Source organism: Gordonia hankookensis (assembly GCF_014673215.1).
Lineage (GTDB): Bacteria > Actinomycetota > Actinomycetes > Mycobacteriales > Mycobacteriaceae > Gordonia > Gordonia hankookensis.
The window spans coordinates 883,308-893,975 of sequence record NZ_JACWMS010000001.1; the positions used below are offsets into that span (position 1 = coordinate 883,308).

Annotated in this window: 13 protein-coding genes; 6 read left to right on the forward strand and 7 right to left on the reverse strand. The window is 66.6% G+C overall.

The genetic code is table 11. The features are described 5' to 3' along the window. Nucleotides 1-22: 22 nt before the first annotated feature. A complete protein-coding gene (locus IDF66_RS04185) occupies nt 23-1,036 on the forward strand; it encodes an alpha/beta hydrolase (protein ID WP_190265809.1) in 1,014 nt (337 codons plus the stop codon). A 25-nt stretch (nt 1,037-1,061) separates the two neighbouring features. Here IDF66_RS04185 and IDF66_RS04190 read toward each other — a convergent pair whose 3' ends face one another. Both IDF66_RS04190 and IDF66_RS04195 read right to left on the reverse strand, forming a co-directional pair. Then, nucleotides 1,062-1,460 carry a LuxR C-terminal-related transcriptional regulator gene (locus IDF66_RS04190; protein ID WP_321189460.1) on the reverse strand — a complete coding sequence of 133 codons (399 nt, stop codon included), beginning with the start codon at nt 1,458-1,460 and terminating at the stop codon, nt 1,062-1,064. Between the two features lie 212 nt (nt 1,461-1,672). Next, nucleotides 1,673-2,383, reverse strand: a complete 711-nt coding sequence (locus tag IDF66_RS04195; protein ID WP_203588676.1) for a response regulator transcription factor — start codon at nt 2,381-2,383, stop codon at nt 1,673-1,675. Between the two features lie 194 nt (nt 2,384-2,577). Between IDF66_RS04195 and IDF66_RS04200 the strand changes: the two genes are divergently transcribed. Both IDF66_RS04200 and IDF66_RS04205 read left to right on the forward strand, forming a co-directional pair. Beyond that, the gene (locus IDF66_RS04200) at nt 2,578-3,351 is read left to right on the forward strand and encodes an acetoacetate decarboxylase family protein (RefSeq protein ID WP_164308696.1); all 774 of its coding nucleotides are present in this window, start codon (nt 2,578-2,580) and stop codon (nt 3,349-3,351) included. Between the two features lie 151 nt (nt 3,352-3,502). Further along, nucleotides 3,503-4,504, forward strand: a complete 1,002-nt coding sequence (locus IDF66_RS04205; protein WP_223309295.1) for an alpha/beta hydrolase — start codon at nt 3,503-3,505, stop codon at nt 4,502-4,504. A gap of 46 nt (nt 4,505-4,550) precedes the next feature. Here IDF66_RS04205 and IDF66_RS04210 read toward each other — a convergent pair whose 3' ends face one another. Continuing rightward, entirely contained in the window at nt 4,551-5,408 is an 858-nt protein-coding gene (locus IDF66_RS04210) for a glycosyltransferase family 2 protein (RefSeq protein ID WP_190265810.1), read from the reverse strand. A 187-nt stretch (nt 5,409-5,595) separates the two neighbouring features. Between IDF66_RS04210 and IDF66_RS04215 the strand changes: the two genes are divergently transcribed. Then, nucleotides 5,596-6,606: a pirin family protein gene (locus tag IDF66_RS04215; protein WP_190265811.1), complete on the forward strand. Its 1,011-nt coding sequence runs from the start codon at nt 5,596-5,598 to the stop codon at nt 6,604-6,606. Nucleotides 6,607-6,613: 7 nt separating this feature from the next. Here the strand turns inward: IDF66_RS04215 and IDF66_RS04220 are convergent, their stop codons facing one another. Further along, a complete protein-coding gene (locus IDF66_RS04220) occupies nt 6,614-7,288 on the reverse strand; it encodes a CE1759 family FMN reductase (protein WP_190266308.1) in 675 nt (224 codons plus the stop codon). 2 nt (nt 7,289-7,290) lie between these two features. Then, the gene (locus IDF66_RS04225) at nt 7,291-8,412 is read right to left on the reverse strand and encodes an LLM class flavin-dependent oxidoreductase (protein WP_190265812.1); all 1,122 of its coding nucleotides are present in this window, start codon (nt 8,410-8,412) and stop codon (nt 7,291-7,293) included. A gap of 130 nt (nt 8,413-8,542) precedes the next feature. Here IDF66_RS04225 and IDF66_RS04230 point away from each other — a divergent pair, with 130 nt between their 5' ends. Together IDF66_RS04230 and IDF66_RS04235 are read left to right on the forward strand one after the other, a co-directional pair. Next, a complete protein-coding gene (locus IDF66_RS04230; protein WP_164308692.1) occupies nt 8,543-9,055 on the forward strand; it encodes a DUF4878 domain-containing protein in 513 nt (170 codons plus the stop codon). 184 nt (nt 9,056-9,239) lie between these two features. After that, nucleotides 9,240-9,800: a DUF4190 domain-containing protein gene (locus IDF66_RS04235; RefSeq protein WP_190265813.1), complete on the forward strand. Its 561-nt coding sequence runs from the start codon at nt 9,240-9,242 to the stop codon at nt 9,798-9,800. Nucleotides 9,801-9,838: 38 nt separating this feature from the next. Here the strand turns inward: IDF66_RS04235 and IDF66_RS04240 are convergent, their stop codons facing one another. Beyond that, nucleotides 9,839-10,147, reverse strand: a complete 309-nt coding sequence (locus tag IDF66_RS04240) for a hypothetical protein (protein WP_164308690.1) — start codon at nt 10,145-10,147, stop codon at nt 9,839-9,841. 271 nt (nt 10,148-10,418) lie between these two features. Then, entirely contained in the window at nt 10,419-10,661 is a 243-nt protein-coding gene (locus IDF66_RS04245; protein ID WP_190265814.1) for an MbtH family protein, read from the reverse strand. Nucleotides 10,662-10,668: the final 7 nt, after the last annotated feature.

Sequence of the window (10,668 nt, forward strand, 5' to 3'; positions counted from 1 at the left end):
CCAAGCTCTCGTATCAGAACGGATGTACATCGTGGGTAGATCTCAGCGCCTCCTCGTCGGGGCGATCCTGACGGTGGTCGCAACCGTCGCGGCGCTGGTCGCAGCCGTTCCCGGCATGGCAGCGGCGTCCACGACGTCGCATGTCGTGAGCCGCTACGACGACGATCCCCAACAGGTCACGCTGATGGTCTACTCGGCATCGATGGGACGCACCATCCCGGTCACCGTCCTGACGCCGCGCAACCGATCCACCCCGAGCCCCACCCTCTACCTCCTCAACGGCGCAGGCGGCGGTGAGGACTCGGCGACCTGGGACGCCCGGACCGATTACAAGAAGTACTTCGCCGACCAGAACGCCTACGTGGTGACGCCCATCGGCGGTGCATTCTCCTACTACACGGACTGGCAGCGCGACGACCCCGCACTCGGGCGCAACAAGTGGCAGACCTTCCTCACCAAGGAACTCCCACCACTCATCGACGCCGAGTTCGACACCACCAAGCGCAACGGCCTCGCCGGGATCTCCATGGCGGGTACCTCGGTGCTCAACCTGGCCATCGCGGCACCCGGCCTGTACAAGTCGGTCGCGGCCTTCAGCGGCTGCGCGCGGACCAGCGATCCGATCGGGCAGGAGTACATCCGCCTCGTCGTGCAGGATCGCGGCGGCGCGAACATGACCAACATGTGGGGACCGCTCGACGGTCCCGGATGGCGTGCGAACGATCCCTACCTCAACGCCCAGAAGCTGCGCGGCACCAAGCTCTACATGACCGCAGGCACAGGGCTGTCCGGACCGCATGAACGACTCAACGATCCGGGTGTGAAGGGCGATGCGTTGTTCCTCGCGAACCAGGCCGTACTCGGCGGTGCGATCGAGGCCGCCATCGACCAGTGCACGCGAGCGATGGCCACCCGACTGGCCGACCTGCACATCCCGGCGAGCGTCAAGCTGCGACCGACCGGTACCCATTCATGGGGTTACTGGCAGGACGACCTGCACCAGACCTGGCCGCGGATGGCCGCCGACCTTCGCTGACGACGCGGTCGACGACCGCAGGCCGTCACCACCGATCGAGGCTGGTGTAACCGTCCTGCAGCGCCCGGGCGAGCAGATGCGTCTTGGTCGGGGCATCGCGCCCGACCGCCGAGTACTTCGCCCGGATGCGTGCGAGATGCGTGCTCACCGTCGATGCCGAGATGAACAGGGCCGTGGCCGCGTCCTCCTTCGACTCGGCCGCCAACCAGGCGAGCAACACCTCGACCTCACGCGCCGAGAGCACCGGTCGTCGGTGCGGCGTAACCCTGCCGTCGAAATTCCGATGGTCGGAGATCCTGGCGACACTGCGATCCGCCCTCTGCTCACCGGACGTGAGGTTCTGCGGCGCTGGTACGCCGATCTCGCCGCGGCGGGCATCGGCGCCCCCCGCCAAGTGAATGGGCACTTGTGAAATGGCGGTCACTGGTCTTCCTTCGCTCTGCACGACCGCACGTGTAATACGGTCTGTTGTCCCACGGAGCGCCCCAGCCCCCCCGACAAGACCGCACCACAGGTAATGAACATTAGGCACTCGTCGCCGTGATCGTTAGACCCAGAACTGGGGACATCGCGTGTACACGTGATGGTGCACGGCGCGTGCAACTGGTACGACCTGGCCGATTCGGCCGCGGCGGGTCACTCGTCGGATCGACCGGGCCCGTCACGGCGCGATTGCCGGTCCACGGCGGCCCCCAGGCCGGGCACCGGCAACCAGCCGTCCTCGACCGCTCGCTTGAACAGGTCGAGCTTCGTCCTGGTCGGCCTGCCCGCGGCCGCGTACTTCTGACGGATACGTTTCAGGTACTCGTTGACCGTTTCCGCGGTCACCCCGAGCGCCGCGCCGACCCCGGCCGACGTCTCACCCGACGCATACAGGGTGAGGACGCGCTGCAGTTGCGGACTCAGATCGACGGCCGCGAGCTCCGGATCGGCATCGATCGCGGCCGCCCACTCGGTTGTCAACACCTCGTATCCCGAACCTGCCGACCTGATGGCTGCGACGATCTCGTCTTCGGATGCCGACTTCAGGACCACCCCGAGCGTGCCGGCCCGAGCCGCCGAGCGCAGCAGAGAAGGGTGTTCCCCGGAGGTGTACACCACTGTGCCGATCCCCGCCTCAGTGAGCCGGGTCACGTTCTGGCCAGGTGTGGTCCCGTCATCGAGGCGCAGATCCAGGATCACGATGTCGGTCTGGATTCCTTGTTCGAAAAGGCCGCTGACGGTGGACGCCGAGCACACGAGATCCATGTCGGATTGGCGATCCAGGATGCGTTCGATGCCCCAGACCGGCGAAGGGTGATCGTCGACCATTCCGACCCTGAGCACGGCCGGCACATCCGGTGTCATCGCCATCCCTTCCGGTCTACCCTCCTCCGTCGAGGATATCGGCATCCCCGCCCGCAGTCCTGCGCACCTGAGGACCTGGCGGCCCTGTATCCATCGACCCACTGGCTCCGCGACGACCGACCTGGCACCATGAGCAAACGAGAACGTGTTCTAGTGACACCCGATTACCGGTCGACCCGAGGAGAACCCCGTCGATGGCTTCCGCCGCATCCACTCACGACGTACTGGGCACCACTGTCACCATGCCGGTCGAGATCCGGCATGCCCGGTGCTTCGTCGCAGGCTTCACCGCCGACAGTGACGCCGTCGAACGCGCGATCCGCGCCGGTGGCGACGCGGGCGACGCCCACCCGCGTCCGCTGCGCATCCGGCCCGGACGCACCATGTGCATGCTGGTGTTCGTCGACTACGTCGACGGCGACCTCGGACCGTACAACGAGTTCGGCGTCTGTTTCCTGGTCGAGGACCCGACCCGGCCCCCCTCGTCACCGATCCGTTCACTCCGGTCGCTGATCGGCGGCGATGCCCGTGCGCTGATCCATCACCTGCCGGTGGACGGTGACTTCACCCTGGCCGCGGGCCGCGGCATCTGGGGTTTCCCCAAGACCCTCGCCGACTTCGAGGTCGATCATGATTCGTCGACCAAGCACGGCCGCGTCGTCGCGGACGGACAGCTCGTCGCGGACCTGACCGTCCGCCCGGGGATACGGGTCCCCGACTCCTCCCAGGACACCGTGCTCAACGCCTATTCCCAGCTCGACGGCGTCCTGCGGATGACGCCGTGGCGGCTCACCTCGGCATCGGGCACCCGCACCCGCATCGGTGGTGCCGACCTCGTGCTCGGCACTCACCCCATCGCCGACGAGTTGCGGTCCCTGAAGCTGAGCAGGCATGCGCTGATGGCGTCGTCGGTCTCCCGGGTCACGATGGCCTTCGAGGACGCGACGGTCATCTCCGCCACACCGTGACCACCCTGTAACACTTCGCCGTCGCGGACCGACTACTTTGTGAGTTCGTCCGCCCGCCAGCTGTGGGCCGCCCGCCACCCGTGGGCCGACCGACCGTGCCGAGCCCGCCACGGTCGCATCCCCGACCAGAGGAGTGAATCGCACTGTGAGCCTGCTCAGGCGCTGGACAACGGTCCTGTTGATCGTCGTCGGCTCGGTGGCGTCATTCCTCGCCACCACCGGCACCGCCCAGTCCGCGCCGGCGAAGCCGTCGCAGATCGTGAAGGTCGTCCATGACGGACCACAGCAGGACACGCTCACCGTCTACTCGGCCGCGATGGGCAAGTCCTTCCCGGTCGAGGTGCTCACCCCGCGCGACCGCAGCACGCCGTCTCCGGTCTTCTACCTGCTCAACGGCGCAGGCGGCGGCGAGGACGGGGCGACATGGGCGGCCCGCACCGATTACAAGAAGTACTTCGCGGACAAGAAGACCTTTGTCGTCACCCCGGTCGGCGGCGCAGCGTCGTACTACACCGACTGGATCCATGACGATCCCGAGCTCGGTCGCGTGAAGTGGCAGACCTTCCTCACCAAGGAACTCCCCCCGCTGATCGACCGACATTTCTCGACCACCGGGCGCAATGCCATCGGCGGCATCTCGATGTCCGGGACGTCGGTGCTGAATCTCGCGATCGCCGCACCGAAGCTCTACCGGGCCGTCGGGGCGTTCAGCGGTTGTGCACGCACCACCGACCCCCTCGGTGAGGCCTACGTCCGGATCGTCGTCGAGAGTTTCAGCACTCGCAAGGTCTCGAGCATGTGGGGCCCGCCCGGCGGTCCGGTGTGGCGCGCGAACGACCCATACCTCAATGCCGCCAAACTGCGGGGCACCAAGATCTACATGACCAGCGGCAACGGATTGCCGGGTCCGCACGAGACCCTCCAGGATCCGTCCGTCAAGGGCGACGCCGCATGGCTGGCCAATCAGACCCTGGTCGGTGGAGTCCTCGAGAGCGCCGTCGGCCAGTGCACCGGTCAGATGGCCCGACGCCTCGCCGATCTCCACATCCCGGCCGACGTGTCGGTGCGTCCCAACGGCACCCATTCCTGGGGGTACTGGCAGGACGATCTCCGCCGGACATGGCCGAAGATCGCCCGCGACCTGGCTTCCTGACCACGCACCTGCGTCGGGATGACACCCGCCCGTGCCGAATGCGGCGTCAGCGCCACTCGGCGGTCATCGGTGACGCCCGCTCGTCCTCGCGCGCGAAGAGTCGCCACGGGCGCCACGTCCGCGTCTGCGGATCGAACGGCTTCACCCGCAGCCACCAGATGAACAGGGACGTGTACAGCAGCGGTGACTGCGCCACCATGACGGCCGCCTGGCGGCGGCGACCGTGGACCCTCGTGGTCTTCACCGCGGCAGCCCGATACTTGCGATTGGCCCAGGGGCTCATCCGGAATCGACGAGGCGACACCGCTGCCAGCATCGCCGGCACCACCCACACGACCGCATCCTTCTCGCGCAGTGTGAAGAACAGATCGATGTCCTCATGGGTACCGGGAAGATTCGGCACATCCGACCTGACCGAACTCCACGCGGTACGGCGAATTGCCATGTTGTTCCCCGACAGCGTGAACGCCTCCCGACCGTCTGCGAAGCGTTCGGCGTTGCGGCGCTGACGCTTCTCGAACCGATGCTCGAGCGGGACGTCGTAGAGATAATCGAAGCCGGTGACCGCGGCGACCTCTGGTCGCGCGGTCATGAACTCGACGAGGGCTGCACACCAGTTCGGGTCCAGTCGCGTATCTGCGTCGATCCGGCCGATGACGTCGGTCGACGACGCGTCGAAACCGGCATCGCGAGCCCACACGACGCCTTGGCGCGGCGCGGTGACGACGCGGATGGGGAGCCGATCGGAGAACGACTCGGCGATGGCGATCGTCCGGTCGCTGCAGTTGTTGTCGACGACGATGCATTCGTCCACCGGAAGCGTCTGGGCCACGAGGCACTCCAGACACGCGCCGATGACATCTTCTTCGTTGAAGACCGGGATCACCACACTGACGGTCACCATCTCGCCTCTCCCTCGCTGCCGGTGCTCGTCGCATGTTAACCAGAGCGGCCCCATGCCGCGCCGGCAGTGCGGCGAATCAGGTGACGGATTCACCCGTCCGAACCCGTCATCCGAGCACCGACATCGACCGATCAGTACCAGGGTTTCTCTAGACTGAGACCACCAGCCCATTCGTCGAAGGATGCCCATGAGCAATCTCGAGGCCCAGCCCGCCGAGCTCGACTGCCGTTCGGGTGCAACAGATTCCTCGCGGGAGCAGGGCAGGCCGGCCGTGGAGGTGCTGACCGCACGCGACGTCCCGCTCGGCGGGCCGCGGGCGATGACGGTGCATCGCACGCTCCCCCAGCGCAGGCGATCGCTGATCGGCGCATGGTGCTTCGCCGACCATTACGGCCCGGACGACGTCTCGACGACCGGCGGGATGGACGTCCCGCCGCATCCCCATACCGGCCTGCAGACCGTGAGCTGGCTGTTCTCCGGCGAGATCGAGCACCGGGACACCATGGGCAATCACGCGATGGTCCGGCCCGGCGAGCTGAACCTGATGACGGCGGGTCACGGGATCGCGCACACGGAGGTCTCGACCCCGGACACGACGCTCCTGCACGGTGTTCAGCTCTGGATCGCGTTGCCGGCCGCCGCAGCCGACACGGCCAGGGATTTCGCGCACCACGTACCGGACGTGATCGAGCGGCAGGGTGTTTCCGTGCGGGTGTTCCTCGGGGAACTGCTCGGCGAACGTTCGCCCGTCGAGACGTTCACTCCGCTGATGGGCGCCGAGATCACCATGGCACCGGGCGCCGAGATCGACCTGCCGGTGTCACCATCGTTCGAACACGGGATTCTGGTGGACGCCGGGCGTATTCGACTCGTCGACTCCGCAACCGAGCCGCTCGAACGCACCGAATTGGGATACGTCGGCGTCGGAGCGACACATCTGCGGGTGCGTAACGATGCCGAAGAGGATGCGCGCCTGGTGATCCTGGGCGGCACCCCCCTCGAGGAGGAGATCATCATGTGGTGGAACTTCCTCGGCCGCAGCCACGACGACATCGTCCGATACCGGCAGGAGTGGACCGATCACAGCAACCGATTCGGTCAGGTCCAGGGCTATCAGGGCGAGGTGCAGCACCTGCCGGCGCCGGCCCTGCCCACCACGCACCTGCGGCCCAGGCGCAACATTCCCGGCCGCGCCTGAGGCCCGCTCAGTCCTGCTCCCCCAACAGCTTTGCGAAGTTGGCGATGCCCGCCTGCTCAACCGCCGACCGGTGGGACCCGCGGCGATCGAACCCATCGGTGTCCGACCGGTTCGCCGGCACACGGCCGCCGGGGGCGACCTGTGTTGACCGCAGAGCGGCGACGAGTTCGGTTGCCGCACGACGGATTCGGTCGGAGAGCAACGCGGTGTCGCCCGAAGTGCCCGCCCAGTCCTCGGCCGCCGCATAGACCGCGGTCGGCAGGACCACCGCACGGAGATAGGCGAACAGCGGGCGCATGGCGTGGTCGAGAACCATCGAGTGCCGCGGGCTGCCGCCGGTCGCGGCGATGACCACCGGTACGCCCTGCATCCGATCCACCTCGACGAGGTCGAAGAACGACTTGAAGAGCCCACTGTAGGACGCGTTGAAAACCGGTGTCGCGACGATCAATCCGTCGGCCGCGTGGACCGCATCCACCGCCGCACGCACGCCGCCGACCGCGAATCCGGTGGTGAGCGAACGGGCGACGTCGACAGCGAGATCCCGGAGGTCGATGACCTCGACGTCGACGGCCGGCCCGTCACGGACCGCGCGCTCGGCGACGGCGTCCACGAGCCGGTCGACGAGCAGCCGGGTCGACGACGGGTCACCGAGTCCAGCGTTGACCGCGACCACACGCATGCTCACGAGCGCACCGCCTCCGGCCGTGCCGGGTCGGCATCCTCGGCGGTCGCCGCGTCACGGGCGGCCAGCAGCGACGCGTGCGTCGGCGCGTCTGGGACATCGGCCGGGCGATCCTGGGCGAAGCCGGCCCGCAGATCCGGCAGGACCTCGCCGAGCAGGTCGAGTTGCTCGAGCACCGTCTTGAGCGGGAGACCGGCGTGGTCCACCAGGAACAGCTGACGCTGGTAGTCACCGAAGGTCTCGCGGAAGGAGAGCGTCTTGTCGACGAACTCCTGTGGACTGCCGACGGTCAACGGTGTCTCAGAGGTGAATTCCTCCAGAGACGGACCGTGTCCGTACACGGGTGCGTTGTCGAAGTACGGACGGAACTCGCGCACCGCGTCCTGCGAGTTCTTCCGGATGAAGAACTGCCCGCCGAGACCGACCACGGCCTGATTCGCCGCGCCGTGCCCGTAGTGCTCGAACCGCTCGCGGTAGAAGCCGATCAATTGCTGGAAGTGTTCCTTCGGCCAGAAGATGTTGTTGGCGAAGAAGCCGTCACCGTAATAGGCGGCCTGCTCCGCGATCTCGGGGCTGCGGATCGATCCGTGCCAGACGAACGGGGCGACGCCGTCCAGCGGCCGCGGAGTTGAGGTGAAGGAGGTCAGCGGGGTGCGGAACTTGCCCTCCCAGTTGACCACGTCCTCGGTCCAGAGCCGGTGCAGCAGATGGTAGTTCTCGATCGCGAGCGGTATGCCCTGCCGGATGTCCTGACCGAACCAGGGATAGACCGGCCCGGTGTTCCCCCGGCCGAGCATGAGGTCGACCCGACCGTCCGCGAGATGCTGGAGCATCGCGAAGTCCTCGGCGATCTTCACCGGATCATTGGTGGTGATCAGGGTGGTGGCAGTCGACAGCTGGAGCGTGCTGGTCTGGGCTGCGATGTATGCGAGCGTGGTGGTCGGCGACGACGAGAAGAACGGCGGGTTGTGGTGCTCGCCGAGCGCGAACACGTCGAGGCCGATCTCCTCGGCCTTCTTGGCGATCTCCACCACTGCCCTGATCCGCTCATGCTCGGTCGGCGCCACCCCCGTGGTGGGATCGACCGTGATGTCACTGACGCTGAAGAGTCCGAACTGCATGTCGCGCCTCCTGTGTCTGATGCTGGTGGGAAACCTCATCCCATCTAACCGGACCGCGGTCCGATTAATTCCGCGATGGAGCTCCCAACTGCGTAGGTTAGTGTTGGCTCATCCAAGAGGAGGAGACGAAATGAAGGTTCGGAAGTCCGTGGCCGCAGCGCTGCTCGCGGGAGCGACGATGCTGGTCGTAGCCGGCTGTTCCGACGAGACGAACGACACCGTCAGCAGTGCGGCCAGCGGCGCGTCGGCCGCGGTGGCGTCGGCCGCCAGCGATGCCAAACAGGCCGTCGTCGGACTGAGCACCGACGATGCCCAGGTGATCCTGCGCAAGTCGGTCGACCCGGCGACCTCGTCGACGGAACTCGACGCGGTGGTCGACACCACGAACCCGCTCACCAAGGCCGCGATCCAGGGCTACGCGAAAGCCTCGAACATGGCCGGCTACACCCCGGAGGTGTACACGGTCAAAGAGGTGAAGGCCGACGGCGACGACAAGGCGGTCGCGACCGTGTCGATCAAGAGCCCGCATGCACCCCAGCCGGTCGACGTCACACTCGCCTACGTCAAGGCCGATGGTGACTGGAAGCTCGCCGGAAGCGCGGTGACCCAACTGACGTCCATGGGTGGCCAGCACGGCGGCTGATCCCAAGACATCGGACGAATCTCGCCGCATCCCGCTCGGGGTGCGGCGAGATTTCTGTCTGATGGACCGTGCGCATTCGTGACCTGCCCACACACTCGGTCACCGGCGGACGCGAGGGTAATCAGGAACAATGGACCGGCGGCCCGGAATCTGCTCGCCGCGCGTCAGGAGGTTCGCCATGCGGGTGACCGAACACCCAACCCAGCCGATCGATGCGCCGGTCACCGACCGCCACCTGCGGTGGCCACCGCCCGAGGACGCCGACCTGCCGTCCGCGGAGGATCTGCCGATCGCAGACAACCCGCCCACCGGCGAGACCATCGGACATGTGCCCGATCAGATCATCGCCGCGCCGCAGGTCCACGCACCGTTACCGAGAGTCGGCGAGATCTGGGATCTGCCGGTGCACACGGTCGACCCGGCCTGGGCGGATCCCGCATGGACCGCGGCCGCATCCACGTACGGAACGAGCTACCGACCGAAGAAGCGGCCGGCACCGGGCTCGGCGACGGCCGCCGTGGTGGCCTCATCGGTGTCCCTGCCACTGGCGCTCCTCGGAGTCGGCGCAGTGCTCGGGTTCCTCGGCGTCGTCCTGGGTATCGCGGCGCTCGTGCAGATCGGATCGGGCGCGCAGCGACGTCAGGGAACAGGTCGAGCGGTGGCCGCCATCGTCATGGGCACCGCGAGCGTCGTCGTGGGCACGCCGATCCTACTGGTGATCCTCGCCGTCCTCGCCATCATCTGAGGACGCCGTCATCTGAAGACGCTGACGACCCGGGTGTCTCAGCCGACGGCACGCAACCCGTTGTCGGCGCCACCTTCGATGTCACGTCCCAGCCAGGCGACCACCTCGCCGACCACACGATTGCGCTCGGTGGTGCCGTCGATACGAGTCAGGGACGGCATGCAGTGGAGCAGGCCTGCATGGAATGCAGCGTCGCGGGACAGACCGTGGCGGTCCATCACGGACTCGTAGGACGAGATGCTCTCGTCGAGTGCGCCATAGGTGACGACGTCGTCGCCGAAACGCACGGCCGTCAGACGCGGCGTCACCTGCGCCCGCCTCTGAATGTCGTTCAGCACGTCAGTCATCGTCACAGCCACTCCCCCGACCTTGTGATGTCGACCCTGGCCACTCTGCCTCCCAGTTCGAGCTGGCACCGGGTCCTTCTTATATAGCTTGCCTTGCTAACGGCAATTTGGAAACCGGTGACGCGGTATCTGTCGGCGATTCCACAGAAACTCTGTGTTAATTGCCATGCTCAGATGTTACGTCCGGGATCAAAGTTATTGGAGTGACCAATGAGCTTGATGTGCAAGCGTTATCGCTGCGACATTTCGCTGCGATCTCACTCCGTCGATCTCACTCCGGGGCCGAGCCGCCCTGCGCAGCCTTGTCCGCCTCCATGGCGTCGATCAGGCTCTTCGGCCGCAGATCGGTCCAGTTCTGCTCCACGTACTCCAGGCACGCCGCACGGCTGTCCTCGCCGAAGACCTTGGTCCAGCCGGCCGGGATGTCGGCGAACGTCGGCCACAACGAATGCTGGTTCTCCTCGTTCACCAGGACGAAGAAGCGGCCGTTCTCGTCATCGAAGGGATTCGTCATAGTCGGT

Coding starts and splice junctions, on each gene's coding strand:
- IDF66_RS04185 (WP_190265809.1), top strand. CDS start 23: ATGTACATCGTGGGTAGATCTCAGCGCCTCCTCGTCGGGGCGATCCTG.
- IDF66_RS04240 (WP_164308690.1), bottom strand. CDS start 10,147: ATGACTGACGTGCTGAACGACATTCAGAGGCGGGCGCAGGTGACGCCG.
- IDF66_RS04230 (WP_164308692.1), top strand. CDS start 8,543: ATGAAGGTTCGGAAGTCCGTGGCCGCAGCGCTGCTCGCGGGAGCGACG.
- IDF66_RS04225 (WP_190265812.1), bottom strand. CDS start 8,412: ATGCAGTTCGGACTCTTCAGCGTCAGTGACATCACGGTCGATCCCACC.
- IDF66_RS04245 (WP_190265814.1), bottom strand. CDS start 10,661: ATGACGAATCCCTTCGATGACGAGAACGGCCGCTTCTTCGTCCTGGTG.
- IDF66_RS04200 (WP_164308696.1), top strand. CDS start 2,578: ATGGCTTCCGCCGCATCCACTCACGACGTACTGGGCACCACTGTCACC.
- IDF66_RS04220 (WP_190266308.1), bottom strand. CDS start 7,288: ATGCGTGTGGTCGCGGTCAACGCTGGACTCGGTGACCCGTCGTCGACC.
- IDF66_RS04210 (WP_190265810.1), bottom strand. CDS start 5,408: ATGGTGACCGTCAGTGTGGTGATCCCGGTCTTCAACGAAGAAGATGTC.
- IDF66_RS04195 (WP_203588676.1), bottom strand. CDS start 2,383: ATGACACCGGATGTGCCGGCCGTGCTCAGGGTCGGAATGGTCGACGAT.
- IDF66_RS04215 (WP_190265811.1), top strand. CDS start 5,596: ATGAGCAATCTCGAGGCCCAGCCCGCCGAGCTCGACTGCCGTTCGGGT.